This is a genomic window from Coleofasciculus sp. H7-2 (genome assembly GCF_042747725.1).
In the GTDB taxonomy this organism is placed as follows: Bacteria; Cyanobacteriota; Cyanobacteriia; order Cyanobacteriales; family FACHB-T130; genus FACHB-T130.
This window is the reverse complement of sequence record NZ_JBHZGO010000101.1, coordinates 1-26,254: the sequence shown is the minus strand read 5'-3', so window position 1 is coordinate 26,254 and position 26,254 is coordinate 1. Positions and strand designations below refer to the sequence as shown.

Here is a 26,254-nt window from a genome sequence, read left to right as displayed (position 1 = left end):
GGTTCCCTCTACAGATTGGATAATCGTTATCTCAGTTAAGTCTAGAATGTCCACAAGTTCACAAGAAAACCACTTTGTCCGATTTAATGAGTCCGGCTCAGCCTCCTCTAGAATTTATTCCACCGGCGCTCAACCCCCTGGTTTTACGAGCCGCCCAACAAGTGCTACCTGGCTGCATACGTTCCCAAACAGCGATCGCCCAAATTCAAGCCGACAACGTTGAGATTTTAGTCGATTTATATCGCCAATTTCAGGACGGTAAGATCCGCTTTATGATGGCATTTCGCCATCCCAGGGTTGAAGATCCGCTGTGCATGAGCTATCTGCTTTGGAAATTAGTACCACGGCTGGCACGACAAAAGGGTATCTCGCTACAGCACCCGATTCATGCCCACTTTCTTTATGACCGAGGGATTCCCTTATGGGCTGGAGCGCACATGGGCTGGCTCTATTCTCGCTTAGGTGGTACCCCCATCCATCGCGGTAAGGCAGACTGGATGGGATTGCGTTCGGCTCGTGACTTGTTTGCCAACGCTCAGTTTCCGATAACCGCTTCTCCAGAAGGAGCCACCAATGGTCACAATGAGATTATCAGCCCTTTAGAACCAGGAATCGCCCAATTGGGCTTTTGGTGTGCTGAAGATTTGCTCAAGGCTGGACGAGGGGAGCAAGTTTTAATAGTGCCAGTGGGAATTAAATACCGTTACGTCGAAGCTCCCTGGAAAGAGATAGAAAAGCTTTTAAGCGAATTGGAAGTAGCGAGCGGTTTGCCAGAAGGAAAGTTGAAGGATGAACAAGATTTGAAGGCTGAAAGTTTAAATCCATCTGCTGACCTGCAACCTTTCCAAGCTTCTCTCTATCGGCGGCTGTGTCGTTTAGGCGAACATTTATTGTCTCTAATGGAGGAGTTTTATACCCGCTTTTATCATCAAACTTTGCCCACAGTGGAAGCGTCGCCGAGCAATGCGAACGAAGCTTTGGCGATTCGACTGCAAGCGCTGCTGAACGTGGCGCTACACGTAGCAGAGGAGTATTTTAACGTGCCACCAAAGGGAAGTGTGATTGACCGTTGTCGTCGGCTAGAGGCGGCTGGCTGGAATTACATCTATCGAGAAGACCTGAAGAATATTAAAGCGCTGTCTCCCCTAGAACGCGGATTGGCAAATCGAATTGCTGAGGAAGCCAACCTTCGGATATGGCATATGCGCTTGGTAGAAACTTTTGTGGCAGTAAGCGGACAATATGTTCTGGAAAAACCAACAGTAGAGCGGTTTGCCGAAACTACCTTACTTTTATGGGATATGGTAACTCGAATCAAAGGCAGCAATCCCTTTGGGCGTCCTCGACTAGGTAAGCAACGGGTAGAGATGGCTGTAGGGCAACCCATCTCGGTTTCAGAACGCTACCCAGTCTATCAGGCAAATCGGCAGGGTGCGAGACTTGCTGTGGCTGATTTGACTAAAGATTTGCAACAGGCGATGGAAGGTTTGATTTCTTCATCTGGGTGAAATCCCAAGTTCCTGAATGAGTTGGCTAGGCATGAAAATCCGCAGGGTGACATTTATAAAATCTTGCGGATTACGAGTAACAATTGCATCCAGATTATTCATCATCGCTCTACTGAATGGCATCTTCAAAATCTCGGAAATGTTTGAGATTTTGCAGTAAGCGCCATTGTAATTGCTGCTTGGTCTACTGTGATGATTCTACAAAAACCAACTATAGCAATCCTATTTAAGTTGTGCGCGAGTATTCGCCTGAGTGTAGAGACGCGATTAATCGCGTCTCTACAGGGAGAGTGCAAATCATTTAGGATTGCTATAGCCTTTATAAGAAGCTTGACCAATCTCGCCCTTTTGCCCTCCGAGCGATGTAATAAATATCGCTCGGAGGGGATGGCTACTTCCTTGCTTACCTCTTTCTTTAGTTATAAATCTTGTGACATCTTTGCCATCTTATTGATGGATTTGTGATGGGGATCATATCTGTCTTCAGCGGGGTTAAACTTACAGGGTTTATTTGTTAATTTTCTTTAAGGAAGTGAAAACCAGTTTCCTGAAGAACTGAGGAAACTAAGCAATTATTAATTTTTCGGAGGGTAATTATGACAGCTAGCACTTTAAACGCCTACGATCAAGGTAAACAAGCTTTTCAAGGCATGGATGTAGACCAGCAGCTTGCCGTCCTGTGGTTTGTATACACCAAGATGGGTAAATCTGTTACACCAGCTGCTCCAGGCGCTTCTGGTTCTGATATTGCTCAGGGATTGTTCAATCAAGTTAAGGAACTATCCCATGAAGAACAACTACAAGTTCAGCGTGATATTGCGTCCAAAGCGAATACTCAAATTAGCCGCGAGTATGGTTCTCTGAGTCCAGAAACTAAGCTAGCGTTTTGGTACTTTTTAGCGCAAGGAATGGATAGTGGCACCATTATTCCTATGCCTCCTAACTATGAACTTTCCCAAGCTGGAAAAGACTTGTTAGCGCAAATTGAAGCAATGGACTTTCAGCACCAGATCGATTTTCTACGCGGTGCGGTGCTACCGATGGGTGCCGAGCCAGCCAGTGGTTCTGACATCTAGAAAGAATACTAATTTACTGTTGAATTCCTCCTTTGTATCTCCCGCTATATTGTTAAGCAATTAGCGGGTTTTTTGGTTAACTGATATTTTGCACAAACCCGATAACCTACCCGGAAATTGATTTCCGGGCGGGTGATGACTTTGGTGCAAGATATGAGTTAACCTACTTCTTGTATAATTGCGTGGAGACTCAAGTCTGGCGTTACACAAACAAAGCCTGCTGACCCAGGCTTTGTTGATGAAGTCCGAGTAGGCGGATTTCGTTTGTATAGCTTCAGGTTTGAACCTGTGAACTACAAGGAATTTTGCCAGAAGTTTAGTGTTTAACTGTAGCTAAATTCAGCTTCCCTGACTGTTGTACCTACGGCTTCTGGCGCACCGACTACTAAATTCATCTGGTCGCAGTAAACAGTTAGTAAAGGCTGACCTAAGTTTAACTGAGAAAAAGGACTTTCTACCGGGATTTCTAACTTGCCACTAACTGCCTTCAGTTGAGATTCAAACTGACTTTTGAAGAAAAGCAGATCGGAATTTTGGCTACTAAACGCAGTTCCGATTAATGGCTGTCGCCACCATGTAGAAACGGGCAATAGGGCATCTGTGTAGCTGAGACTGCACAGCAAATTATCGCCTTGACGGACGGTGACACCAGCGCGATCGCCTTTTTCCCAAGTAAACTTAGCGAGTTCCTTCGGTAGTCCCCAGATGCTTCTCCCGCCAGCAACAGACTCTGCATTATCTACATAGATGTGGGATACCCAACCGCCGAATTTGTCTTCATATTTGACCATCGCTGGGATAACAATTAATTCGCTATACTCCAGCACGGAACCCGATCCGTAGTAGGAAAGATAAACCCCGCCTAGGGTTTTTCCAGGGAAAACTGAGACGATTTCTAACTCTGGAGGGATGAAGGGACGCGATCGCTCAACATCTATCAAATGCACGGTTGCAATAGCGTAACCTTGCAGTGTCCAAGGTGCTGGATATGACATTTTTAACTCCTGCAATCAGATTCATTTTTATTAAGACTTTTTCCTAAACAGATAAACATCATCACGTTGATAGGTTAATTGAAATTCTGGGGTATTTTTTAGTTGATTTGCCAGCTTGGCAGCAAACTCTTGGCTACCAGTCCCGCCAGCACCGCCTGGGTAACGCACATTGAGCAATATATACTCAAAAGGAGATAGATCGGTAGGGGGCGGACTCAGATCGTCCACTAATTTGATCGTCTGGCGGTGAGTTAAATGGGGTGTAATCCGATTGCTGGTTAACACACCGCCTTTAGTTTCAACTTGAGCGATCGCTTCTCGCGTTGCTTGCCAAGTATCGAGGGAATTTTGATATTTTGACCAAAAATAGCCATACTTTCCTAATGCTAAGAAAGCCACTATCGACCACAGAATTATCGTCCGTCTGTTTCGCAACCAACTTCGATTGGCGGCAAGACTGGAAATGACAGCTAACATCAGAAAAGGCAGAATTGGCAAAGAATATTGGTGGATTAAATCGCGTTGGTGTGGTTTGTCGGAAAGAATGTTTAACACCAAAGCGGGAATCGCACTCACGAGAGGAGTCATGTGCCGAGGAGAAAGTCCCCAAATTACCGGCAAAATCAATAGCGCCAGATATTCAAGTGTCTTGAATGAGAAAATTCTCCCCAATATCAACCCCGGCTTAAACAGCAAATTTCTAGCAATATCTAGAACTGAGTTACCGAGATAGCTGTAACGTGACACCGCAGCTGCTTCGCTACCGCTGAAAGATGGAATAATTAGCTGAGTTGCAATTAGGAACCAAGCGATAGCAGCACAAAGGGCAAATGCACCATATAAACGCCGCTTCTCAAACACCAGCAGCCAAATCCCCATCGCCGCCACAGTAAGGGATAAAACAGCTTTACATCCCAAAATAAAAATAATGCTGATACAAAACCACCCAATTCGATTTTGCCTAGCACACCATACCGCTGCTAAAAAGGCGGGAACAGCCATTACTTCCGGGTGGAATTCAAACAAATTGGCATTAAAAATTAGCGGGTAAAGCAAGTAGACTGCTGACATTACTATTGCTTGTGATTCTTTCAATCCCGCTTGACGCGCTAGGTGCCACATTGGTAAAGCACCTAAAGATAATGCGACGGCTTGTACTACTAACAACCAATGAACGTTTGGATAAATTTTGTACAGTAAAGACAGTAGATAAACTGCCCAAGCAGCATGGTTTCCCATGTGATGGAAGCCAAGAATCGAAGAAATTGGCGGTTGTCCTTGACTGATTAAATAAACCACCTGGTCATAAATTCCCAGGTCATAAGCCCCCGATTGAAACATGGAGTGTCGTAGACTACTGCACGCGAATAACATTACGGCACTTGCGCCAATCATCAATGACAGGACACTCGGCTTGATTAGTTTTTCTTTCATAAGATGTTCTTACCGCAGAAGCGCAGAGGACGCAGAGGAAATAAACTGTTATCTCTCAGGTCTGTGTGATATCTTATTTCCTCGGTCATCAGTCTTTAATACTCGGTCGTGAGTCTTCGATTCTCGGTCGTCAGTCTTTAATACTCGGTCGTCAATCTTTAATACTCGGTCATTAGTCTTTAATACTCAGTCGTGAGTCTTCGATTCTCGGTTGTGAGTCTTTAATCCTCGGTTGTGAGTCTTTAATCCTCGGTTGTGAGTCTTTAATCCTCGGTTGTGAGTCTTAGATTCTCGGTCGTCAGTCTTTAATCTTCAGTCGTCAATCTTAGATTCTCGGTCGTCAGTCTTTAATCCTCGGTCGTCAATCTTTAATCCTTCCTATCCTGCCCAAAGGTGTTGGGCAAATCGAATCGATAGAGGGACAAGTAAGACGGTAAAAAAGCCTATCGTGGCATATCCCCAACGCGGGTGACGGGAAAGTAATAAACCAAGCGCGATCGCAAGTGAGACAATGCCGTAAGCAATCCGCCCAATTGACCAGGTTCCTCCGGAGGACAAAATCAACCCCAAACCGCAAAAACCATAAATTACGGTCACTAAACTGAGTTGAGTGCGGAAGTGCCATAACAAGTAGCCACCCCCCAATAACGAAACCGTATTAATCAACGGATCGCCTGCTTGTAACCACAAAATTAACCATAAAACACAAAAGCCGTATCCCACCTTAACCGAACCTAATTTTTGACGGAATCGCCACAGTAAATAGCCACAGCCAACAATGATTAAAAATAGCAGCGGATGCCAAGGATCTTTAATCCCGCCATACTTCCAATTTGCCGTGCCAATCGAAATTTGCATCAGCATTTTCCACCAACCCTGCCAATCAAACCCGACTGAAGGTCGCCATCCTCGCTGTGCGTGAATAAACGCTAAGGGGTCTGCAAACTGAATCCAGCAATACAAACTAAATAGAAGCAATCCTCCAGCAGTTGCGAGACTGGCAACGTAGGCGATAAGGGGTCTGCGTTCTTTCCATGCCACAATCAAAAAGGCGGGGATGAGTGCGATTCCGGTGGGACGGGTGGCAGTTGCTAATGCACCGCACAGGGATAACCAGGTATATTGGCGTTTATCAAAGGCTCGTAAAGCCGCAGTGCTGAAGAATAAAAATAGTCCTTCCGTGTAAATTACCGTTCCAAAGAGGGAAAACGGACACCAAGCCAACACCGCACTTGCCCACCGTGCAGCACTTTTACCATGACGTTCTTCGACCCAAAAGTATACAAGGGCGATCGCTCCTAATAATGCCAAATTATTTACCAGCGTGCCTGCCACTTCAAACGGCAAGCCGAGGGTCATCAGTCCCCGGATGAGTAAAGGCAAAACGGGGAAAAAGGCAACGTTATGTCCTTGTCCATCATTGGCGTATTCATAACCAGAGATAGCGATCGCTCGATAATGGATGCTATCCCAGCCGTCAAAAACTCCCCAGCCAAGTGTAGGCATAACATTTGAGGGACTTGGAAGTGCAGGCGCAATTACCATCATGGCGATCGCAATTACAAGTCGGCTGCATAGCCACATTGCCGTTGCAAAGACGAATCCATTCGCCCCTATCTCTTTCTTTTCAACAGCAGTGGCTTCCACCGTTGCAGCGTATTTTTGCATAGATGCCCCACTCAATTGAGCTTCCCAATCTTACTTATTGACACTCACCCAACCACCCATTGATGGCTTATGGTGAGTAATAATACCGCGATCTTTATCAATCCGCTCAGCTGAGATGTTAAGGATGAACCCCAAGCAATTTATAGTGGAATTGCCCCTGAATCCTTAAACAATTGTGAAAGCGATTACTCTCCTTGGCTCCACTGGCTCTATCGGGACTCAGACGCTAGATATTGTGGCTCAAAACCCGGAAAAGTTCAGAATCGTGGGGTTGGCAGCAGGGCGCAACGTGCCAATGCTTGCCGCACAGATTCGGCAGTTCCGACCGGAAATTGCCGCCATCTGTCAAGAAGACAAATTGTCTGAACTGAAAGAGGCGATCGCAGACCTCGATCCCCAACCAATCCTGCTAGCTGGGGAAACTGGGGTAATTGAAGTCGCCCGCTACGGCAATGCGGAAACTGTCGTCACCGGAATTGTCGGCTGTGCGGGGTTATTACCGACCATTGCCGCGATTGAAGCCGGGAAAGATATTGCTTTGGCGAATAAGGAAACTTTGATTGCTGGTGGCCCAGTGGTGCTGCCGCTGGTAGAGAAACACGGCGTGAAGCTGTTGCCAGCGGACTCCGAACATTCGGCAATTTTTCAGTGTCTCCAAGGCGTCCCTAAAGGCGGCTTGCGACGAATTCTGCTCACGGCTTCTGGCGGTGCCTTCCGCGATTTGCCTGTCGAGAAATTAGGCTCAGTCACGGTTGCAGACGCCCTGAAGCATCCCAATTGGTCGATGGGTCGCAAAATAACCATCGACTCTGCCACGTTGATGAATAAGGGGCTGGAAGTGATTGAGGCGCACTTCCTCTTTGGCATGGATTACGATGGCATCGAGATTGTCATCCATCCCCAAAGTATTATTCACTCGCTGATTGAGTTGCAAGATACGTCAGTCTTAGCTCAGTTGGGTTGGCCTGATATGCGTTTGCCGCTACTCTATGCCCTATCCTGGCCTGAGCGAATCTATACCGACTGGGAACCGTTAGATTTGGTGAAAGCTGGGAATCTCACTTTCAAGGAACCCGACCACGACAAGTATCCCTGTATGCAGTTAGCGTATGCGGCGGGTCGTGCGGGTGGTTCGATGCCTGCTGTCTTGAATGCGGCGAACGAACAGGCAGTGGCGCTATTTTTAGAAGAAAAAATTCAATTTTTGGATATTCCCCGTTGCATCGAATCAGTTTGCGATCGCTTCTCTTCTCACAACCGCTCAACTCCTAATCTCGATGACATCATTGCCGCAGACAAATGGGCAAGACAGGAAGCACTTGAGGTGAGTCAGCAGTTGCACAAAGGTAGTAGCGCCGCAGTAGTTCGTTAGCGTATTTCCTGGTCTTCCTTCTATCGCTCACCAACTCATTTTCTACCACGAACAAAGAATTTTGTAGTATCTTCCCAGACTCCTTTATCAGTTGCTAGTTTATCAATTTCTGCTCTGTACTCAACTTGCAGTTGATCTAATTGTGACTGTGATAGTTTTGCCAACAGCGGATTGCCTTTAAAACCTAAATTAAGTCCCTTCCAAGATAATTCGTCATCCCTTAGATGGCGATACCGTCCAGACGGCTCAATTTTGATCTCGATATCTCTAAAACCTGCCTGTTGTAGCAAATTGTGGCACTTTTCTGGAGTACCGAGTGTTTCGAGGATGTGTGGTAGCGATATGCCCAATACTCTAACGCAGATATTCCTGTAAACAGCTCCCATATAAGCTGTTTCGGGAGGACAAGTAAATGCCCCAAACCCTCCTGTTTTCAGGAAGCGATACCACCTTTGCAAACTAGCAGGAATATCAGTGAAAAGTACAATTGCCTCACAGCAAAAGATAGCATCAAAACAACTATCATTAAAGTTGATAGATTCTGCATCTGCCTCAATCAACTCGATGTTTTGTAAGGAAGCTGCTTCAACTTTAAGTTTGGCTTGATGGAGCATTCCCGGAGACATATCTATGCCAATAACATTGCCTTCCGAACCCACTTTCTGAGCAGCAGGAATTGCTAATAAACCCGTTCCAGTAGCAACATCAAGGATTTTATCTCTCTTCTGAATTGGGACAAATTCAAGTAGGAGATTGGCTTCAAGTGGATGGCGAGTTCCTTCTTCACAATCGTAGGTAGTTCTAGAATTGTAAAGTTCAATTACCTGTTGCTTGTAACTATTCATAATTCAATGAAATTGGTAATTTATGGGAGTATAGTAGTCCTAATTTGATTGGTAAAAAAAAGAACCGCAGTTGAGGAACGAAACCCAACAAATGCTTATGTTTTGTTGGGTTTCGTTCCTCAACCATTCCCTACGCGAACTTTATTCTCCTTGTACAACAAAAAAGGATTGCTATAACAGCTTATTCCACTGTCACCGACTTCGCCAAATTCCGAGGCTGATCTACATCTAAGCCGCGAAGCGCCGCAATGTGATAAGCCAACAGTTGCAACGGAATTACTGTGAGTATGGGAGAAAGTAACTCTTCCACAGCAGGAACGGGTAACAAATCATCAAATGTTTCCGCTGCTTCTGGGTCATTCATCGGCGTCACGCCAATCAAGCGGGAATCCCGCGCCTTCGCTTCCTGGGCATTAGAGAGGACTTTTTCGTAGACAGTCCCCGGCATGGCGATCGCTACTACGGGAACTTTAGCATCCAACAGTGCAATCGGGCCGTGTTTCATCTCTCCAGCGGGATAACCTTCGGCGTGGATATAGCTGATTTCTTTCAATTTCAGCGCCCCTTCCAAGGCAATCGGGAAATTAATCCCCCGTCCTAAAAAGATAAAATCTTTAGTTTCGGCAAAATCGTGAGTCAGATGTTCAATATAGCGCTCCTGACTTTCTAAAATCAGTTCAATCTGCGCTGGCAACTGCCGCAAGCCAATTAGAATTTGCTCTAACCGAATTGCCGATACTGTCTGACGCCGATAAGCTAAATCCAGCGCCAAACAGTAAAACGCCATCAGTTGGGCAACAAAGGTTTTAGTCGCCGCTACTCCAATTTCAATCCCCGCGTGGGTTTCGATAATCTGCGGCACCATCGTCCCCAAAGTGCTTTCTGGGCGATTGGTAATCCCTAGCAATCGCGTCTGAAATTGGGGCGGCTGACTGGCACGACGCTGGGATTCCATTGCCAAAGCCGCCAGCGTATCCGCTGTTTCTCCAGATTGGGTCACGCCAATTGTCAGCGTATTGGCAGTTAGAGGCGCGGGTGCATAGCGAAACTCAGAGGCATACTGCACGATGGTAGGAATTCCCGCTAACTGTTCCAGCAGGTATTTACCCACCAGTCCGGCGTGCCAACTGGTACCGCAGGCAAGAATTTGAACGTGTTCTAAATTCTCGTACAGTGACGCGGGTAAATTCAGTTTAATGGGAGATCGATCGGAGTCGGCGTTCCAATCCGCGTTCAGGTAAGCTTCTAAACAAGCGCGAACCACTCCCGGTTGCTCATAAATTTCCTTGAGCATAAAGTGCTTGAATCCCTGTTTTTCTACCTGTACGGGATTCCAACTCAGCGTCCGGGGACTTTTTTTGAGCCTATCGCCTGCAAAATTGTACACCTCAACGCCAATCGGCGTCATTCGTGCCAGTTCGCCATTTTCCAGCGTCAGGACGGCACGAGTGTGGGGAACCAGTGCAGGGGTATCAGAGGCGCAGAAAAATTCTCCTTGACCGAAACCAATGGTGAGGGGAGCTTGTTGCCGTGCCACAATCAATTCATCGGGATAGTCGGCACAGATAACCGCGATCGCAAACGCTCCCTCCAGTTTATTCACCGCCTGCCGTACCACTTCTAAAAAGGGAGAATGCTGACTTGTCACCGCTGAGTTCTGTATTTGCTGTGCCATCACTTCAGCCATTAATTGCGGGATTAACTCCGTATCCGTCCCCGCCTTCGTCACCGCTTGCCGCACCGCCTCTAAAAACGGAAACTGTTGAGGTGTAGAAGCTGAGTTGTGTACTTGCTGTCCGATTAGTTCAGCGATTAACTGGGGGATTAACTCCGTATCCGTCCCGGTTTTCGTCACCGCCTGCCGCACAGCCTCTAAAAACGGAAACGGTTGAGCTGTCGCCGCTGCTTGCTGCGCTTGCTGTGCCATTAGTTCGGCGATTAAGTGGGGAATCACCTCGGTATCGGTATCTGAGCGAAACTCGTGTCCCTTGGCTTTGAGTTCTTCTCGCAACTCCCGATAATTTTCAATAATCCCGTTTTGTACCACCGCGATTCGCTTAGCCGTATCCGTGTGGGGATGGGCGTTGTATTCTTCTGGCTTGCCGTGAGTCGCCCAGCGGGTGTGTCCGATGCCAATCGTCGCCGGATTGACTTCTCGTTGTAGCTTTTCGCGCAGGTTGTAGAGTTTGCCCTTTGCCCGCACGCAGTGGATGTCACCTTCCAAGACTGTGGCGATACCGGCAGAATCGTAGCCCCGATACTCCAGTTTTTCCAAGCCTGCCAGCAAAATTTCTGTCGCCGCTTGAGTGCCAATATAGCCAACGATTCCGCACATATATCACAACACTCCTGTTCGCACTTAATCTAAAGAGCTACTGGGCTATCCCAGGAACGTCAAGGTCAACAACATTGTATTGGTTACGGGCGATCGCGCTCTTGTTCCGCAAAAAAAGAGGGAGCAATTTGCCCCCTCGATGCCTTGGAATCGGAATGATAAAAAGTGTTTTCAAGCCAGCTTGTTAGTATGCCAAGCCCATGCTGCGAGTAGTTTCAGCATTGCTCAAATAAACCCGGATACTCAAAAAGTCGGTTGGACAGGCAGTTTCGCACCGCTTGCAACCTACACAATCTTCAGTCCGAGGAGATGAGGCAATCTGTTGAGCTTTACAGCCATCCCAGGGCACCATCTCTAGGACGTCCGTTGGGCAAGCGCGAACGCATTGGGTGCATCCAATGCAGGTGTCATAGATTTTAACGGTATGAGACATCGAAAAACGGCTCCTTTCTGAGTGTTCTCTACTAATGACACTAGAATCAAGGCTTAGTTTACCGCAGGCGCATAGACGCCTCTGCAAAAGGCCACAGAACTTCAAACTCTGTAATAGATTGCCCCTAATTGCGACTTTCCCACAGAGGCGGTGAAATCCCTCTGTCTCAAGGCGGTTTGCCTCACCGGCAAAGCTAGGTTGCCTTCGACATCATAAAGAAGTGTGAACGAAAGGCTTAACTCAGTTGCACAAAATTCAATTCAAGCTTTCGCAACAGACAAGTTTTAACCCTGGGGAACCTACTATGGCATTGATTCGTTGGCAACCTTTTCAAGAAATGGAAACCCTGCGTCGTCAAATGGATCGAATGTTTGACGAACTGGCAAGCGTTAATCGGGATGCTCTAATAAGCTGGAAGCCTGCGATTGAGCTGCAAGATACAGAGGACAGCCTGATCCTGCGGGCGCAAATTCCTGGCATCGAAGCCAAAGACCTTGATATCCGCCTTTCTCGTGAAGCGGTGGTCATTACGGGCGATCGCCGCTACGAAAAGAAAGAACAAGAAGGCGGTTACGTCCGTTCTGAGTTCCGTTACGGAAATTTCCAGCGCCTGATTCCTCTGCCAGTTGCGATTCAGAACGAGCAAGCCAAGGCTGAATTTAAGGATGGCATCCTGACGTTGACGCTGCCTAAAGTCACCCAAGCGCGGCGTACCGTCGTCAAGCTCAATCTAGCAGATACCACCAGCGCGACTCCAGAAGTCACCGACGCACCCGTTGCTGATGCGAAGAATCCCGAAGCCACTCAGGTTGCCGAACCCGCTAGTGTCTGGGATTAATTCAGATGATTTTGGGTCGATGGTAGCAGCTAAGATTTTTTAGTCTAACGACTCAACCGCTGAGCGTCAGCAACTCAGCGGTTATTTTTTGGCATTCTCCCAGAAGTCGGGAAAATCCCCTAAAAGACCATTCGGTTTTCCTCACTGACGCAACCGGACTGCTTTGACATTATAAAAATGTGGGAACTAAAAGCTTCATCCCATTGAACAGATTTCAATTCAAGCATTTAGTCACTGCAAATTGGAGGTAACTGATTTATGGCACTGATTCGTTGGCAATCTTTCCCAGAAATGGAAACCCTGCGTCGTCAAATGGATCAAATGTTTGATGAACTTGCCGGAAGCGATCGCTCAGCTTCTCGCCAGTACAGCACAAGTTGGAAGCCTGCCATTGAACTCCAAGACACTGAAGACCATCTGATCCTACGGGCTGAAATTCCTGGCGTAGAAGGCAAGGACATTGATGTCCAAATTACTCGTGAAGCCATCGCCATTAGCGGCGAACATCGGTTTGAGAACAAGAACGAAGAAAAAGGCTTCTTCCGCTCCGAGTTCCGCTATGGTAGTTTCCAGCGCGTGATTCCTCTGCCAGTGCCCATTCAGAACGAGCAAGCCAAGGCTGACTTCCAGAATGGCATCCTGACGTTGACCCTGCCTAAAGTCACGGAAGCGCGGCGTACCGTCGTCAAACTAAATTTAGGCGATCGCACCAGCGCTACTCCAGAATTGACCAGTCAGTCAACTCAGCCAAGCTAACCACGCCAGCGTTAACTAATCTTGCCCTCCCGAAGGGTCTTGAGCCTGGGTAAGAGAATAATAGCCTAATTTAATCATCTAACCGCTGAGTCGTCTTCAGTGGAATCCTGATATCTTGCACCAACCCGACAACCCGCCCGGAACTCAAGTTCCACAGCTTATAGCGAAAGTCCTCTTCAGAGGACTAATAAAGAGTTTCAGTCCATTTTAATGGACTTCAGCTATTAGCCAGTGATTTGAATCGCTGGCGGGTTAACAGCGTAGGTGCAAGATATGAGGAATCCCAACCCTCCACTCAGCGGCTATTTTTTTGCATTGCACCTTGAAAAAGATAGTTATTCTACAGACAATCCCCCATTTAGATTGCCCCTACAAAAAAACCATCTCCTAATTGGACAATGCCATCTTTTTGGCTACCGTCAAGAGCGATACACTTGTGCAAGATGTGTTCTTTGGGAAAAAACTCAAAATGCCAGATTCCTTGATGTATCGGCAAGATGCCTTCGTTGTTCTGGAACCCAACCAACCAGAGCAATTCCTCACTCCCGCAGAAATGTTAGAAAAACTGAAGGCAATTTTGGCAACTCGTCAAGATAACCTACCGCCAGATTTGCAAAAATTTCCCTCAGTAGAAGCTCAAGCTCAATACCTGCTAGAAACGTCCTGCGAATTAGATATGGAGCCAGGACAATTTTTACAGTGGTATGTCGTGCGTTTAGAAAAATAAAAGCGGAGTTCCTGTGCCCCTACGTTTAGGGTGTAGCAATTAGCGCCACGTCAACACGTTGTTCAGCAGGTTGAGACAGGGTTACGCGCACACCAGGGCCAAAAAACCCCTCTATTTTCTCCAGCTTCTGTTGCCAAATTTCCAGAGGAATGAGCGGCGACTCAAATTCCAATACTAAAGTGTAAGCCCCAGCGATCGCAGTTTCGTGTAATCCTGTAAGCACAGGTCTTTCTTCGTCGGTTGGACTCAGACCCAAGCGACTCAAAGAGCTATCGAGATGAGCATCTTGACCGTAGCGATAGCGGGTGACATCTAGACGAATTTGGTTTTGAGTCGTAGTTGCTTGCTGTTCTCGGAGTGCCAGTATGTCCTTGGAAGTGGGTTGCGTGAACGGTACGGGCGTAAGTTCTGAGGCTTTGAGGGCAAGCCCTCCCAGCAACAGGGGAATTCCATAGAAGAATCCTGCCAGATTCAGCGTCGGGTTGTCGGTAACGTAAGCGACAAGTCCCGCCAAAAATAAAACGCCACCCACACTTAAACCCAACGTTCCCAAAGAAGTTTGACGTAACATTTTAATTAGGATACCCAATTTACAATCTCTTCAGCTTTATTATCCTTGGCACTGGGTAACATCTCTACTACGGGTGGGACTTTCGTTAAAATTATGTGCATCGCTTTGGGTCACGATTGGGAAGCACGAAGCTGAAGAAGTCTCACTAATTTCATAGCCCTTGACGAATGAGTGCAGAATCTGTAAAGTAGCGCATCAACCAACGGCAATTCGTAACTTAGGGCGGTTACAAAAGAAACCCGTATTATCAAAATAAGTCGCTGTTGTCCGCTGCCATCAATTCATAACTGAGATAATAAAATGATTCAAGAAGACAATTCCGGGACTACAAAAAAGAGTAAAGCCATCCTAGACCAGCTCAAAACGCTGAAGCAGGAAGATGAAACGCTTTATAACATCCTGGCTGTAGATGTTTGGGCTTTAGCCAAAACAATGGATGAGTTTCAACCAGGATTTTGGTCGGCTTTTATGAAAAATCGAGAGAAGGCGCTGAAGCGGTTTATTGCTGAAGTGATTAAAAATAAGCCTGCCGATCCGAAACGTCCTCCCTTCCTTCGCTAGGATTAATTATTGTAAATAAATAGTCGAGCGAGGAAGCACACAATGGACCCACAAACACTTAAGCAATGGATTAGCCAGATTGAACTCAAGCGTGAGTCGCTGGTACGGCTTCTGGAGGAACCAAACCTGGGAACTCTACGAATTGATGTTAATCAGGCACTCGAAGAAATTGACGACCTAATTGATGAATTTAGGCGCACCTTCCCAGAGGCAGATGCCAATTAGAAACTAATGCCTTGCCGAGCTGATTGCTCTAGCCAAGAGGCTACGGCAAGGACTCCAATCACTACTTGCACCCCTTTCTAATGACTGACTGCCCGCTGCCCTAGCTGCGTGACTAGAGCAATCAGCTCTTGAGTAGCGGTGTCTTTTTTACAAAAAGCATCAATTCTGGCAGTTTGGCTCATCACCTCAATCTGCGGGTCTTCGACTGAGGAATAGGCAATAATCTGAGTGTGTGGATCGATGTGCTTGATCTGGGTAGATGCGCTCAAACCGTCTAATACTGGCATTTGTAGATCGAGAATAATCACATCAGGGCGGTGACGCTCGACCATCTCAATGGCTTCTTGACCGTTACTAGCCAGTCCAACTAACTCGATGTTCGCCTGACTCTGGAATGCTAATTTCAGGCTAAAACGAGTCAGCTCGTGGTCATCAACAACAAGAACACGGAGAAGGGGGTGCTGACAGGACAACATAAGAGGATAACTATATCATCTGACGGTTCTAGTGTAGGGGCATATGATACAAAAGTCCCTCTATCGTCCGAGCGAACTGCTGCAAGAAATACTCATTTTACCTCCAAACAAAGCCGATATTTTCCTAAAGTTTAAATATTTATAAAGAAATTCAAAATTTTAGTTTTTATGTGTATGTGCCAATATCGCTCTTAAGTTTCAGCCATTCGCTCTCTAGGATACCAAGACTTTTTCGGGCTGTCCTCTCCACCTGGAGGGATAGGCTAAAAGAGCGATCGCCCTGTTGATTGAGTAGAGAGTGCGATCGCGCTCCTTAATTACTTCTAATGGCTGCTAGCTTAGTTGGGCCTTCGCTTCTCGGATGGCTGTGGCGATCGCGCTCTCTGGCATAGCATCAGCAATTTGCTGTCCTTGTTGAACAAAAAATTGTTTGAAAAAAGGATCTTTTCTAGCTTCCGTCAGGATTATTTGTTGAATCAGTTCTGCTTGTTGATTTGCAGTATTAGCAACACTTTGTCTTTGTAATTGCTCCAATAGGCTTTGAACGACTGGAGTGACTTGCGCTGGATCGCCGCCATTAGCAACGATACTGCGAATCTTACTAGAAGCTTCGTCATAATCAATTTGCCCAGACCCGGCAAGGTTTGTAATCGTACTGCCAACAATGAAAAAACTATTACCAAAAGGTCTTTTACTGGATTCTTTTAATGCTTCTGCCTGATCTGCTGCAATGCCTAAAAGCTTGTTAATCTGCTGTTCTTTGGTAGTCAGTAGACTATGAATTTCGTCGTAAATTGCATTGACACGTTCTTCCACCTGTTGCCTAGGAACTCCCTCTTTGTGAGTAACTTTAACCACCCACAAGTCTCCCCGTTGCTCAACACCCTTCAGTTCCAAGTCTAATCCCTCATCCTCCAACTGAAATTTGCGGAGTGTGAAGCTCAAAGCACGCCAGTTTACACCTTCCTTAAAAACTAACTCAACTACATTGCCCACTTCTTGAAACAGAGCTTCAAATTCCCCGGCTTCAAAGTTTCGTCCTACTGGATAGCGATCGGTTGGCTCCCCCTTATCATCTAATCTTCGGTAGATATAATCACATTCAACCGTTGCAAAACAAGTTTGGTTATTGACACTCCAATCCTCAATACAAATTCCAGTTAAAATAGCCCTGGTAAAGTCAACTCCTGTAACCTGAGCGCGAACTAAAATACTCCCCCGTAGATCGGCACCCTGTAAATCTGCTCCGTTCAAGTTGGTCTCTATCAGCTTAAAGTGCCGCATATCTGCATTTCGCACATATGCCCCTTGCAAGTTGAGTCGGCTAAAGTCTGTATCTTCACTACATCCATGAGTTAGCAGTTTCTGTACTTTTGGGTTGGTCAAATCCAGGTATCGATTATCAACTCTAGCCCTATCTAGTCCAGTTACTCCTTGTAGACAAGTCCGGTACAATTTTCGCGTCCGTAAATCAGTATTTGCTAACTTTGCTTCAGTAAAATCAATACCACTCAGGTCTAAGTCATAAAATGATGTACTGCCCCAAGAGCTGACTGCGATCGCCCAATTTCGCAAAAACTCGAATTGACTAAGGTATTTCTTACTTAAATTTGTGGCTATTACACTGACTGCTATTACACCAAAACTTGAAATTGTGCCGCCCAAGGTAGATATATGTTTCACAGTAATAGTGGGTTCTCTTGTTTTGTTGTCTACAATCTCAGAAAAATCTGAGGTAATACTTGTAGTTAGTGAAGTAATCATAATAATGAGAAACCAGGTTGCTTGAAGCAGATTTTTATTTCTTTTAAATGAAGTAGAAATTAAAGCAATAGCTAAACTTCCGGAAATTAGGCTTATAATCGCAAAAACTATTCCCAAAGGAGTCACAATCATATTTTGAATACTATGATCGATAGCTGAAGAAATATGTTTATCATAACTTGGCAGTAATTCAAGCTTTGCCACTAAAGCTGTTATCAATAACGCTATAAAAAAAACTATTGATGCTACTAACAGGCCTCTAGCTACATTTCCACGAATAGTAGTAATAATCCAAGCAATAACTACCAGAATCATCCACAAAATCTCAATCCAGAATGAATCAGGCTGTAAAGTTATGTAAAGAAAAGTATATGCTCCAAAAAAGCTAGATATAATACCAGATGTTATACATAAAATAGCTACAACTATAAGTAGCCAAGCTTTTACCAGAAGCGGCTGCCCAGCAATAATGTTACGCAGTTCTGGCTGTAAAGATTCTTGAGAAAAATGCCAGCCTTGGATGTTTTGTCCCGAATAAATAATTCGCTTTGAGCTGTTAGAGGGCATCTTAATTTCACCAAGTAATGTTTTAGTTAAAAATAAAATTATGAGTATTACTGTAACTCCTTGGCGTGACAAATTAATACAAACTAGATTTCTTCCAATAATCTTTAGAGGAAGATTAAGATTAAGTGCTATACCATCTGAGCCTGGGGAAAATTATCCTGTTGATGCCATTGCTGATGCTAAGCTAGTAGAAATTGTAAATTCGCGTTTTGATCCCGATCGTGCATCGCTCATTAGTGCAGTTTTTGGAACTCCTGATTTTATACCATTTTCCTTTCTAGAACTAGGGTTAAGGCGAGGTGCTGCTGTATGCCGACTGGTTCAAGACTTTTCTGATTCAACCGGGAAAGATCTAGTGGAGGCAATTTTTGAGCTTGAAAAGCAATTAGAGAATCAGAGCAAAGACAAAATATTCCTTAGACCAGAACTAGAGGAAATATTTTCGATGTCCGAGAAGGGACAAGATTTTGCCGAGAATTTTTTTCAGGGAGTTGATGAAGCACGTCCATCAAATGCACTTAAAGATACAGAACGCTTTAGAAAACTGCTACCTATTCCAGTGGCAACAGGATTTTTAGTTGGAAGCAGCTACTTAATGACCAACAATCACGTACTTCCTAGTAAGGAAGTATGTGATGAGTGTATAGCCGAATTTGGGTATGACCAAGATGTTCTTGGACGCAAAATCTCTCCTATACAATACAAACTTGATTCAGAAGGTTTTTTTGAAACTAATGAAGAATTAGATTATACCTTAGTTAAATTACAAGACAGACCTCAAGATATAAAATTATCTAATTTAGGGAAAGCAGGCTATTATTTTGGCTGGATTACTTTAGATGAAAAATCTATAAACATCGCACCACCTATAGATGATAAAAAAGTTGCAGAACTTCAAGCAAAAGGATTTCAGCTAAAAATTCCGCAAGGGCAAAGTATGGAAGGAGAGCCAGTTAACATCATTCAGCATCCAAAAGGAAAGCGCAAGCAAGTCATTCTTTCTAGTAATCGAGTTACTAATATTTATGAAAAATTTATACAATATCAAGCTGATGCTGATTTTAGTTCTTCTGGTAGCCCAGTATTTAATCAACAATGGGAATTAGTAGCTTTACATCATGCGGCAGTAGCAAAGACCAAAGATGATTCTACTTTGGAAATAGAGGTAGAGCAGGGTATAAGAACTTGTGAAATTGTCAAAGATTTAAAGAAAAAAAAGAAGACTATCAAGTAGAGTTTGAAAAGGATAATCTGGCCAAGCAGGGGCTAGATCCCAGAGCTGAAAAGATTCAAAATTTCCTCAACGCTTTTGTTAATACAGAAGAAAAAAAGGCTGATAATAATCCAGTTCAAGCTACTTACACTTAGCTACCTAACGTTGTTTTTTGTACTTCAACACCTCAAATTTTTGATTTCTTGTTCATAATTATCAATCTTTTGCCGCAGTCGCTCTTGTTCGACTTTGGCTATTTGGCGTTCTTTTGGGTCACTTGTAAGTCTTTCTTGTTGTTCATAGTCTTCTAGAAGTTCGAGGGCATAATCTAGTTGCTTGGAAAGACTTTGACACCGACGCTGCGTGACTGAAGAATTTGTTGTTTGAGAACTAGAGGAATTAAAAGTTATGTTGCGGATTTGGTTAGGTGCTTCATTGTTGACAACTTGTCCAGTCCCCGCAAAGTTGGTGACAGTAGCATCTGACACTATGTTAAAGGAGTAATTATTTAAAGGGTGGACTGGTTCAGGTGTAGCAACGGACGACTGATTGCTAGCGGGATATGTGACTAAGGGAATGGAGCGTCCCCAGCCCATGCGGATGGGTTCCTGTCCTGAGCCTTTTAGTTCTTTACGAATGTGGTCAAACAGGCGATCGCCACTAATCTGCCCATCGTCTCCAGCATTTTCTGGTGACAAACCGTTGACGATGGCTCCTGTGAATAAACTGTGCTGCTCACCTCCATAAGCTTTTTCAAAGCCTCGACAGGCTGTAATCAAATAGTAATCCTTGTGCGAACTGAAGGCGGTAAGCGTTTGTTCTACTAGATTGCGTTCTAGAAAATATCCGCCATGACAACAATCGAGTAGCACTACCAGGCTATTTAGCTGAGAAGCACGGATGAGATTATTGAGGCTGTCAAGAGCAATCCCACGCCTTTGCTCAACAACTTGATTACCCTCCATCTCGATCGTGCAATCTGAAGTGGCTAAGTATCCCTCTGTTTGCCCTAAAGAATCGGAGACAGTGATACCGTGACCTGTAAAGTATATTAGTGCCTCGCTATTTGCAGCCTGCTCTAGCAAAAAGTGTCGTAAGGTTTTACCCAACTCAGCACCGGTGACTCCCCCTGCTACCATCTCATAGCAGTTCTTATCAGAGTTCCAACGTGCAGGTAGTCGTTTCACTTCCTGGAAATTACCATATTGCTCTAATAGCTGCCCTACAGCTTCAGCATCACTCGTCGTTTTCTGAAGGCAGGGCAGGAGGGGAGTTTGATACTCCGCAATTCCAATAACAAGCGCATATCGAGCCATCTAGCAGAACCTGAGTTTCAAATACTAAAGTTAGTTGACAGGCACCATTAAGGGCTGTGTTAATTGAAACACTAGAATAACTCAGCCTTCCAAAAACAGCCTCTAACCCATACAAACTTTAACTCAAACAGCCATGTCTGAACTGCAACGTCTGGTCTTTGAAGCAGATGGCCAAACTTACGACATTTACATTGACTCATCTGTCACTTCAGTATCACCTACTTCAGAGGTACAGGGAAGAGGTCGAGAAGAATACGGGATTCGAGATAATGCTGTAGTGAGCATGCAGCAAGCGCGGCAGATGATTCGGGGCTATGCGATGTATGCCATCAGTGCTTTTAAAGACTTCGGTGCCGCTGAGATTGAGGAGGTGACGCTGAAATTTGGCATGAAACTGGGTGGTTCAGCGGGCATCCCTTACATTACTGAAGGCAAGGCAGAAAGCAATTTGGAAATTGAGGTGAAGTGTAAGTTTTCCGATAAATCAAAACTTGGTTCGCCGCCGCCAAATTCAGTGTCCTAAAGCACAACAACTGAAAACAGAAACCTGACTTTCTCTGAAAACTTGCAATCTGGGCTAAATCATCCCTGAGTTTCACCCAGAGGGTAGAACCCGAAAGCTGCCAGCCTTTGTACCGTGTTGGTTGTGGAGAGGGAGTTATTCATGCAGATACAGACGCCAGATTGGGTTAAGCACGCGGTTTTTTACCAGATTTTTCCGGATCGCTTTGCTAAAACTAAGCAGCCTCACAAGCGGCTTTTGAAGAATATGCGTTGGGAAGATTGGCACGAAATGCCGACGCTGCAGGGGTACAAGGGCGGCGATTTGTGGGGGGTGATAGAACAGATGGATTACTTGCAGGATCTAGGAATTAATGCAATTTACTTTACGCCCATTTTTCAATCGGCTAGCAATCACCGCTATCATACTCACGACTATTACCAAGTCGATCCGATGTTGGGGGGGAATGGCGCTTTTCGGGAATTGCTAGAAGCTGCCCACGAACGGAATATTAAGGTGGTGCTGGATGGGGTGTTTAATCACTCTAGTCGGGGCTTTTTCTTCTTCCACGATGTTCTGGAAAATGGCCCCAATTCGCCTTGGCTGGATTGGTTTAAGATTCACGAATGGCCTGTATCCCCCTATAACGGCGAGTTTCCGGCTAACTATGAGGGTTGGGATGGAAATCGGGCGTTGCCAGTGTTCAACCATGAAAATCCTGAAGTGCGGGAATATATTATGGAGATTGCCGAATATTGGATTAAGTTCGGCGTTGATGGTTGGCGGTTGGATGTGCCGTTTGAGATTAAGGCTGATGGATTTTGGCAAGAATTCCGCGATCGCGTGAAAGCCATTAACCCAGAAGCTTATATCGTGGGGGAAGTCTGGGGAGATTCCCGCGAATGGCTGGATGGGACTCAGTTTGACGGGGTGATGAACTATCTATTTGCTGCACCGACAATTGCTTTTGCCGCAGGCGATCGCGTAGATATGGAGCAAGTGAAAGATCGTTCTTACCATCCTTACCCACCGCTGTTCGCCGCCGAATATGGCGAAAAAATCCAGCAATTGTTGGAACTATACCCGTGGGATATTCAACTGACACAGTTGAATTTGTTAGCTAGTCACGATACGGCGCGGCTGATTTCCATTGCTGGCGGCGACAAGGAGAGTGTTCAACTAGCAACATTGCTGCTATTAACTTATCCCGGTGCGCCCAGCGTCTACTACGGAGATGAAGTGGGATTACCGGGAAAACTCGATCCCGACTCGCGCCGAGGCTTTCCGATGGAAGCCCACTGGGAGCGTGATGTTCTAGATTATCACAAGCAACTCATCGCCCTGCGTCACGAATATCCAGCCTTGCGTACAGGTTCTTACCACGTTCTGTTTGCTGAAGGAACGGTTTACGTCTTTGCCCGAAAATTAGGAGATGAGGAACTGATTGTTGCCGTTAACGTGGGGACGGCACCGGCAGATCATCTGAGTTTTGAGGTGGCGGGATTACAATCCCAGCCTCATCAGCAATTATATGGCACTGCTGAGGTGTCATGGAGTAGTGAGGGAGAATCTAACCATCTGTCCTTGCATTTGCCACCGCGTAGTGGATGCATCCTAGGTTGAGCTGATTCAACCAGGCGATCGCCTAAATCAAAAGAAGGCACCTTTGCAAAGGTGCCTCTTTATGTCAGCAAATTAGGGTTAGCGTGACCTACTTAATCGCCAGGTTTTAGGTCAATGAGTTATGTCTTTAGACAGAAGGCAAGGGCAGCGAACAGTGTCTATTTAGACAGTATCGACGGTACAAGTACAGAATCAATGACATGGATGACACCGTTATCGGTAAGGATATCTGTTTTCAGCACCTTAGCGTCATTCACTTTGAAGCCGTCGTCGGTGCTATCAATCCCCACAATGCCGCCTTCAACTGTCTCAGCGGAATCTATCTCGACGAAGTTATCGGTTCTAACATCCCCAAACAGGACGTGATAGGTTAAAATTTGCTTCAGCTTGGGGATGTTCTCCATCCAAGAAGCAATTGTATTCGCTGGAATTTTGGCAAACGCTTCGTCGGTTGGGGCAAAGACAGTAAACGGCCCCGGACTCTTGAGAATCTCTAACAGACCAGCAGCCTCAATAGCAGTAACCAGAGTCTTGAAAGATCCTTCGTTGGCGGCAGTTTCTACAAGGTCAGCCATGCGTTTCGATGATTTTAAGTGAGTGTCCTGTTTAGAGATACTCGCTAGAAGAGTTGCAGTGCATCCTTCAAAAGTATTGAAGGCGCGATCGCTTGTAGGTTAACACAGCTACCAATTTAATCCCATTTCACTTTTGTGCAGCCACCGATCGCAGGACTTACGCAACTTGCGCGACATCTAGGGGCAACCACAGGGGGATTGCCCCTACAAAATGCTATATGTATAAGCTTTGCGTAAGTCCCGATCAGATCCCCCAATCCCCCTTGCACAAAGGGCTAACAAGAAGCTTAAGTATAGCGGTTAAAAAATGAATGGGTATAAGCTGGTTGCCTATGCCCATACATCTTTTTTGCTTGCCTACCTCAAGTCTGAAATTTGGTTGGAATTGCCACTCAACTACTGGAACGAATGCCACGTTGTTGTAGCTGCTGAATAAAAAAGTCTTCCAGAGAAGGACGGGATAGGTTCATTGTCGTCAGATGGGCACTCATCAGACGGAGGCTAGCCAGAAACTCTTGGGGTTCGCCTTGTAAGTGACCGTGCCAGCCATTATGCTCAAATGCTAAATCGGGTATCCAGCGTTTGAGAACCTCCAGGTTCCCGCCTTTGCCTCTGACGTGGTAGGATTCAGCGATGCCAAGGAGTTCATCGAGGGAGCCGACGCAAATCAGTTCACCTTGGGCGAGGATAGCGACGCGATCGCATATCTGCTCCACTTCCGCTAAAATATGGCTATTAAAGAAAATGGTCTTTCCCTGCTCTTTCAGGGATAGAATAATCTCTCGCATCTGGTAGCGCCCCATTGGGTCAAGACCCGACATCGGCTCATCCAAAAATACCAGTTCTGGATCGTTAATCAGCGCTTGAGCCATGCCTACTCGTTGCAGCATCCCTTTAGAATACTGACGCATCTGCTTTTTACGGGCAGCAGATTGAGCCAATCCGACTAATTCCAGTAGTTGGGGAATGCGTTGACGCTGCACTGATTTCGGGATCTGAAATAATCCAGCAGTAAATTGCAAAAACTCCCAGCCAGTGAGAAAGTCGTAGAAATAGGCGTTTTCTGGTAGATAGCCGATGCGTTGTTTAACTTCGCGATCGCCCAAAGGTTTTCCCAGAAGTACCCCTCGTCCACCCGTAGGACGTACAATTCCCAAGAGCGTCTTCAACAGCGTCGTTTTCCCAGCACCATTCGGTCCTAGCAGCCCAAACGTTTCCCCCTGAAACACAGACAGCGTGCAGCTTTTGAGAGATTCGATTTTTTGATTCAGCCAAAATCCGCTGCGATAAACCTTTCGCAGTTCAAAAGTCTGTACTACCGGCTGACGGTAAACTGTAATCGATTCCCCTGACTTATCTTCAACAGAATTCATATTAGTTCGGCAAGCGATCGCATTCTCTACAATATTATTGATTCTCTATTTTGCCGATCGTGTCAGTTCAAGATAGAAAATGGAATGAGTAATGTTACGAGGGAACTGATGGAACGCTCAAAGATTGTGGCAATTATCGCTGGGGCAATTTCTATAATTCTAGCGATCGCTTATCTGCTGCTTGTTCAGTTACTAGATTTCCGGGGTGAAATGATACCCGCACCCCAAAGTCAACTACCGCCAGTCGTGCAAGTTGCCCAAATATCCGCGATTCAGCTTTTTTAGAGAGCAATGTCTAATCGGAGTTACGCCATCCTCGGAACAGGAGCGCTGGGGGGCTACTACGGAGCTAAACTACAACGAGCGGGGCTGAATGTCCACTTCCTGTTGCACAGCGATTACGAACACGTCTGGCAACAGGGTTTAGTCATTGAGTCCCCAGATGGCGATTTTACCCTCCCCCACGTTAACGCCTACCCTAACGCTGGCAAGATGCCACCTTGCGATGTGGTGGTTGTGGCGCTGAAAACGACCCAAAACCACCTGCTACCTGAAATGCTGCCATTTGCGATCAAGGATGATGGTGTTGTCTTGGTGCTGCAAAATGGTCTAGGCGTTGAAGAGAAAGTCGCCAAAATTGTTGGTTCGGAACGAGTGATGGGAGGCTTATGCTTTCTCTGTTCTTATAAAGTGGGACCAGGACACATCCGCCACCTTGACTATAAAGCGATTACACTTGGCGAATATACTCCCGATTATCAATCCGGCGGGATTACCGAGCGAATGCGTCAGATTGCCAGCGACTTTGAAAGTGCTGACATCCCTATCCAACTTGCTGAAGACTTGCTATTTGCTCGTTGGCAGAAACTGGTGTGGAATATCCCATATAACGGGCTTTCTGTGGTTCTTGACGCCACAACAGATGAGCTGATGAGCGATTTTCACACTCGATTATTAGCCGAGCAGTTGATGGGTGAAGTGTTGGCAGGTGCATCTGCCGTTGGTCGGATAATTCCTGATAGCTTTGTCGAAAAGATGCTCGATCATACGGCAAAGATGAAGCCGTACCGCACTAGCATGAAAATAGACTATGACGAAGGGCGTCCTCTAGAGGTGGAAACCATGTTCGGCAATCCCCTACGAACTGCACAAGCAGCAGGTGTTGATTTGCCGAAAATTGCGATGCTTTACCAGCAGCTAAAGTTTTTGGATGCTAGAAATCGCATCAAAACTTATACCAAGCAGTTGTAAGTTGCTGGGTATATTAGTTACGTTTTTCTGTTTAGAGCAGGTAAGAAAAGGTGGGAATTGGAAATTTTTAACTTGATAATTCCCCATCTCCTTGACGACAAACTCAAAGAGCAATTGAAAGGTTGAACAGCTAAAACCCAATACGGTTCATTTAGAGCTAAAAATTCAAAATCTGCGTAGGTTGGGTTGAGTAGCTAGTAGGTTGGGTTGAGGAACGAAACCCAACAAATGCTTATGCGTGTTGGGTTTC

26 protein-coding genes are annotated in these 26,254 nt (G+C 45.7%); 13 read left to right on the top strand and 13 right to left on the bottom strand.

What is annotated here, in order from left to right; all coding sequences use genetic code 11:
* The first annotated feature begins 86 nt into the window (after positions 1–86).
* Complete coding sequence (locus tag ACFW2W_RS20255) at positions 87–1,508, top strand: 1-acyl-sn-glycerol-3-phosphate acyltransferase (RefSeq protein ID WP_378183019.1); 1,422 nt, start codon at positions 87–89, stop codon at positions 1,506–1,508.
* On the opposite strand, the gene ACFW2W_RS20250 is transcribed toward ACFW2W_RS20255, so the two are convergent.
* Positions 1,497–1,631 (bottom strand): hypothetical protein, encoded by a 135-nt coding sequence (locus ACFW2W_RS20250; RefSeq protein WP_378182330.1) that lies wholly within the window; start codon positions 1,629–1,631, stop codon positions 1,497–1,499. The two genes, ACFW2W_RS20255 and ACFW2W_RS20250, sit on opposite strands and share 12 nt — an antisense overlap.
* A gap of 473 nt (positions 1,632–2,104) precedes the next feature.
* Between ACFW2W_RS20250 and ACFW2W_RS20245 the strand changes: the two genes are divergently transcribed.
* Entirely contained in the window at positions 2,105–2,584 is a 480-nt protein-coding gene (locus ACFW2W_RS20245) for an orange carotenoid protein N-terminal domain-containing protein (protein ID WP_378182327.1), read from the top strand.
* A 323-nt stretch (positions 2,585–2,907) separates the two neighbouring features.
* Here the strand turns inward: ACFW2W_RS20245 and ACFW2W_RS20240 are convergent, their stop codons facing one another.
* From ACFW2W_RS20240 to ACFW2W_RS20230, 3 genes are all read right to left on the bottom strand, one after another.
* Positions 2,908–3,579 carry an acetoacetate decarboxylase family protein gene (locus ACFW2W_RS20240; protein WP_378182324.1) on the bottom strand — a complete coding sequence of 224 codons (672 nt, stop codon included), beginning with the start codon at positions 3,577–3,579 and terminating at the stop codon, positions 2,908–2,910.
* A 30-nt stretch (positions 3,580–3,609) separates the two neighbouring features.
* Positions 3,610–5,013 (bottom strand): DUF2079 domain-containing protein, encoded by a 1,404-nt coding sequence (locus ACFW2W_RS20235; protein ID WP_378182321.1) that lies wholly within the window; start codon positions 5,011–5,013, stop codon positions 3,610–3,612.
* 378 nt (positions 5,014–5,391) lie between these two features.
* Positions 5,392–6,681: a mannosyltransferase family protein gene (locus tag ACFW2W_RS20230; RefSeq protein ID WP_378182318.1), complete on the bottom strand. Its 1,290-nt coding sequence runs from the start codon at positions 6,679–6,681 to the stop codon at positions 5,392–5,394.
* Between the two features lie 175 nt (positions 6,682–6,856).
* Here ACFW2W_RS20230 and dxr point away from each other — a divergent pair, with 175 nt between their 5' ends.
* Positions 6,857–8,053, top strand: coding sequence for a 1-deoxy-D-xylulose-5-phosphate reductoisomerase (gene dxr / locus ACFW2W_RS20225; RefSeq protein ID WP_378182315.1), 1,197 nt, complete (start codon positions 6,857–6,859; stop codon positions 8,051–8,053).
* Positions 8,054–8,088: 35 nt separating this feature from the next.
* On the opposite strand, the gene ACFW2W_RS20220 is transcribed toward dxr, so the two are convergent.
* The 3 genes from ACFW2W_RS20220 to psaC form a co-directional block, all read right to left on the bottom strand.
* A complete protein-coding gene (locus ACFW2W_RS20220) occupies positions 8,089–8,898 on the bottom strand; it encodes a class I SAM-dependent methyltransferase (RefSeq protein WP_378182312.1) in 810 nt (269 codons plus the stop codon).
* 181 nt (positions 8,899–9,079) lie between these two features.
* Positions 9,080–11,233 (bottom strand): glutamine--fructose-6-phosphate transaminase (isomerizing), encoded by a 2,154-nt coding sequence (gene glmS, locus ACFW2W_RS20215; protein ID WP_378182309.1) that lies wholly within the window; start codon positions 11,231–11,233, stop codon positions 9,080–9,082.
* A 184-nt stretch (positions 11,234–11,417) separates the two neighbouring features.
* A complete protein-coding gene (gene psaC, locus ACFW2W_RS20210) occupies positions 11,418–11,666 on the bottom strand; it encodes a photosystem I iron-sulfur center protein PsaC (RefSeq protein ID WP_089128523.1) in 249 nt (82 codons plus the stop codon).
* A 304-nt stretch (positions 11,667–11,970) separates the two neighbouring features.
* On the opposite strand from psaC, the gene ACFW2W_RS20205 reads away from it, so the two are divergent.
* The 3 genes from ACFW2W_RS20205 to ACFW2W_RS20195 all read left to right on the top strand — a co-directional run bounded on the left by ACFW2W_RS20205 (position 11,971) and on the right by ACFW2W_RS20195 (position 13,987).
* Positions 11,971–12,504, top strand: coding sequence for an Hsp20/alpha crystallin family protein (locus ACFW2W_RS20205; RefSeq protein ID WP_378182306.1), 534 nt, complete (start codon positions 11,971–11,973; stop codon positions 12,502–12,504).
* 258 nt (positions 12,505–12,762) lie between these two features.
* The gene (locus ACFW2W_RS20200; protein WP_378182303.1) at positions 12,763–13,260 is read left to right on the top strand and encodes an Hsp20/alpha crystallin family protein; all 498 of its coding nucleotides are present in this window, start codon (positions 12,763–12,765) and stop codon (positions 13,258–13,260) included.
* Positions 13,261–13,729: 469 nt separating this feature from the next.
* Entirely contained in the window at positions 13,730–13,987 is a 258-nt protein-coding gene (locus ACFW2W_RS20195; protein WP_378183016.1) for a chlororespiratory reduction protein 7, read from the top strand.
* Between the two features lie 25 nt (positions 13,988–14,012).
* Here the strand turns inward: ACFW2W_RS20195 and ACFW2W_RS20190 are convergent, their stop codons facing one another.
* Positions 14,013–14,558 (bottom strand): DUF2854 domain-containing protein, encoded by a 546-nt coding sequence (locus ACFW2W_RS20190; protein ID WP_378182300.1) that lies wholly within the window; start codon positions 14,556–14,558, stop codon positions 14,013–14,015.
* A 300-nt stretch (positions 14,559–14,858) separates the two neighbouring features.
* Here ACFW2W_RS20190 and ACFW2W_RS20185 point away from each other — a divergent pair, with 300 nt between their 5' ends.
* Together ACFW2W_RS20185 and ACFW2W_RS20180 are read left to right on the top strand one after the other, a co-directional pair.
* Positions 14,859–15,119, top strand: a complete 261-nt coding sequence (locus ACFW2W_RS20185; protein WP_378182297.1) for a hypothetical protein — start codon at positions 14,859–14,861, stop codon at positions 15,117–15,119.
* Between the two features lie 42 nt (positions 15,120–15,161).
* The gene (locus ACFW2W_RS20180) at positions 15,162–15,344 is read left to right on the top strand and encodes a hypothetical protein (protein WP_190410508.1); all 183 of its coding nucleotides are present in this window, start codon (positions 15,162–15,164) and stop codon (positions 15,342–15,344) included.
* A 77-nt stretch (positions 15,345–15,421) separates the two neighbouring features.
* Here ACFW2W_RS20180 and ACFW2W_RS20175 read toward each other — a convergent pair whose 3' ends face one another.
* Positions 15,422–15,820 carry a response regulator transcription factor gene (locus tag ACFW2W_RS20175; protein ID WP_378182293.1) on the bottom strand — a complete coding sequence of 133 codons (399 nt, stop codon included), beginning with the start codon at positions 15,818–15,820 and terminating at the stop codon, positions 15,422–15,424.
* Between the two features lie 333 nt (positions 15,821–16,153).
* A complete protein-coding gene (locus ACFW2W_RS20170) occupies positions 16,154–18,223 on the bottom strand; it encodes a pentapeptide repeat-containing protein (RefSeq protein WP_378182290.1) in 2,070 nt (689 codons plus the stop codon).
* Between ACFW2W_RS20170 and ACFW2W_RS20165 the strand changes: the two genes are divergently transcribed.
* Positions 18,192–19,385, top strand: coding sequence for a trypsin-like serine peptidase (locus ACFW2W_RS20165; RefSeq protein WP_378182287.1), 1,194 nt, complete (start codon positions 18,192–18,194; stop codon positions 19,383–19,385). The genes ACFW2W_RS20170 and ACFW2W_RS20165 overlap by 32 nt on opposite strands.
* Before the next feature lie 158 nt (positions 19,386–19,543).
* On the opposite strand, the gene ACFW2W_RS20160 is transcribed toward ACFW2W_RS20165, so the two are convergent.
* Positions 19,544–20,680, bottom strand: a complete 1,137-nt coding sequence (locus ACFW2W_RS20160; protein ID WP_378182284.1) for a hypothetical protein — start codon at positions 20,678–20,680, stop codon at positions 19,544–19,546.
* A 133-nt stretch (positions 20,681–20,813) separates the two neighbouring features.
* On the opposite strand from ACFW2W_RS20160, the gene ACFW2W_RS20155 reads away from it, so the two are divergent.
* Positions 20,814–21,203, top strand: a complete 390-nt coding sequence (locus tag ACFW2W_RS20155; protein WP_378182281.1) for a CU044_2847 family protein — start codon at positions 20,814–20,816, stop codon at positions 21,201–21,203.
* A gap of 141 nt (positions 21,204–21,344) precedes the next feature.
* A complete protein-coding gene (locus tag ACFW2W_RS20150) occupies positions 21,345–22,805 on the top strand; it encodes a glycoside hydrolase family 13 protein (protein WP_378182278.1) in 1,461 nt (486 codons plus the stop codon).
* 158 nt (positions 22,806–22,963) lie between these two features.
* Here the strand turns inward: ACFW2W_RS20150 and ACFW2W_RS20145 are convergent, their stop codons facing one another.
* Positions 22,964–23,380 (bottom strand): fasciclin domain-containing protein, encoded by a 417-nt coding sequence (locus ACFW2W_RS20145; RefSeq protein WP_378182275.1) that lies wholly within the window; start codon positions 23,378–23,380, stop codon positions 22,964–22,966.
* A 392-nt stretch (positions 23,381–23,772) separates the two neighbouring features.
* Positions 23,773–24,753 (bottom strand): ABC transporter ATP-binding protein, encoded by a 981-nt coding sequence (locus ACFW2W_RS20140; RefSeq protein ID WP_378182272.1) that lies wholly within the window; start codon positions 24,751–24,753, stop codon positions 23,773–23,775.
* A gap of 108 nt (positions 24,754–24,861) precedes the next feature.
* Here ACFW2W_RS20140 and ACFW2W_RS20135 point away from each other — a divergent pair, with 108 nt between their 5' ends.
* Together ACFW2W_RS20135 and ACFW2W_RS20130 are read left to right on the top strand one after the other, a co-directional pair.
* Positions 24,862–25,038 carry a hypothetical protein gene (locus ACFW2W_RS20135; protein ID WP_378182269.1) on the top strand — a complete coding sequence of 59 codons (177 nt, stop codon included), beginning with the start codon at positions 24,862–24,864 and terminating at the stop codon, positions 25,036–25,038.
* 6 nt (positions 25,039–25,044) lie between these two features.
* Positions 25,045–26,004: a putative 2-dehydropantoate 2-reductase gene (locus ACFW2W_RS20130; RefSeq protein ID WP_378182266.1), complete on the top strand. Its 960-nt coding sequence runs from the start codon at positions 25,045–25,047 to the stop codon at positions 26,002–26,004.
* The last annotated feature ends 250 nt before the right edge of the window (positions 26,005–26,254 follow it).

Excerpts from the sequence above, each read along its gene's own strand:
- ACFW2W_RS20255 (WP_378183019.1), top strand. The coding sequence starts at position 87 with ATGAGTCCGGCTCAGCCTCCTCTAGAATTTATTCCACCGGCGCTCAAC.
- ACFW2W_RS20250 (WP_378182330.1), bottom strand. The coding sequence starts at position 1,631 with ATGCCATTCAGTAGAGCGATGATGAATAATCTGGATGCAATTGTTACT.
- ACFW2W_RS20245 (WP_378182327.1), top strand. The coding sequence starts at position 2,105 with ATGACAGCTAGCACTTTAAACGCCTACGATCAAGGTAAACAAGCTTTT.
- ACFW2W_RS20240 (WP_378182324.1), bottom strand. The coding sequence starts at position 3,579 with ATGTCATATCCAGCACCTTGGACACTGCAAGGTTACGCTATTGCAACC.
- ACFW2W_RS20235 (WP_378182321.1), bottom strand. The coding sequence starts at position 5,013 with ATGAAAGAAAAACTAATCAAGCCGAGTGTCCTGTCATTGATGATTGGC.
- ACFW2W_RS20230 (WP_378182318.1), bottom strand. The coding sequence starts at position 6,681 with ATGCAAAAATACGCTGCAACGGTGGAAGCCACTGCTGTTGAAAAGAAA.
- ACFW2W_RS20220 (WP_378182312.1), bottom strand. The coding sequence starts at position 8,898 with ATGAATAGTTACAAGCAACAGGTAATTGAACTTTACAATTCTAGAACT.
- glmS (WP_378182309.1), bottom strand. The coding sequence starts at position 11,233 with ATGTGCGGAATCGTTGGCTATATTGGCACTCAAGCGGCGACAGAAATT.
- psaC (WP_089128523.1), bottom strand. The coding sequence starts at position 11,666 with ATGTCTCATACCGTTAAAATCTATGACACCTGCATTGGATGCACCCAA.
- ACFW2W_RS20205 (WP_378182306.1), top strand. The coding sequence starts at position 11,971 with ATGGCATTGATTCGTTGGCAACCTTTTCAAGAAATGGAAACCCTGCGT.
- ACFW2W_RS20200 (WP_378182303.1), top strand. The coding sequence starts at position 12,763 with ATGGCACTGATTCGTTGGCAATCTTTCCCAGAAATGGAAACCCTGCGT.
- ACFW2W_RS20195 (WP_378183016.1), top strand. The coding sequence starts at position 13,730 with ATGCCAGATTCCTTGATGTATCGGCAAGATGCCTTCGTTGTTCTGGAA.
- ACFW2W_RS20190 (WP_378182300.1), bottom strand. The coding sequence starts at position 14,558 with ATGTTACGTCAAACTTCTTTGGGAACGTTGGGTTTAAGTGTGGGTGGC.
- ACFW2W_RS20185 (WP_378182297.1), top strand. The coding sequence starts at position 14,859 with ATGATTCAAGAAGACAATTCCGGGACTACAAAAAAGAGTAAAGCCATC.
- ACFW2W_RS20180 (WP_190410508.1), top strand. The coding sequence starts at position 15,162 with ATGGACCCACAAACACTTAAGCAATGGATTAGCCAGATTGAACTCAAG.
- ACFW2W_RS20175 (WP_378182293.1), bottom strand. The coding sequence starts at position 15,820 with ATGTTGTCCTGTCAGCACCCCCTTCTCCGTGTTCTTGTTGTTGATGAC.
- ACFW2W_RS20165 (WP_378182287.1), top strand. The coding sequence starts at position 18,192 with ATGAGTATTACTGTAACTCCTTGGCGTGACAAATTAATACAAACTAGA.
- ACFW2W_RS20160 (WP_378182284.1), bottom strand. The coding sequence starts at position 20,680 with ATGGCTCGATATGCGCTTGTTATTGGAATTGCGGAGTATCAAACTCCC.
- ACFW2W_RS20155 (WP_378182281.1), top strand. The coding sequence starts at position 20,814 with ATGTCTGAACTGCAACGTCTGGTCTTTGAAGCAGATGGCCAAACTTAC.
- ACFW2W_RS20150 (WP_378182278.1), top strand. The coding sequence starts at position 21,345 with ATGCAGATACAGACGCCAGATTGGGTTAAGCACGCGGTTTTTTACCAG.
- ACFW2W_RS20145 (WP_378182275.1), bottom strand. The coding sequence starts at position 23,380 with ATGGCTGACCTTGTAGAAACTGCCGCCAACGAAGGATCTTTCAAGACT.
- ACFW2W_RS20140 (WP_378182272.1), bottom strand. The coding sequence starts at position 24,753 with ATGAATTCTGTTGAAGATAAGTCAGGGGAATCGATTACAGTTTACCGT.
- ACFW2W_RS20135 (WP_378182269.1), top strand. The coding sequence starts at position 24,862 with ATGGAACGCTCAAAGATTGTGGCAATTATCGCTGGGGCAATTTCTATA.
- ACFW2W_RS20130 (WP_378182266.1), top strand. The coding sequence starts at position 25,045 with ATGTCTAATCGGAGTTACGCCATCCTCGGAACAGGAGCGCTGGGGGGC.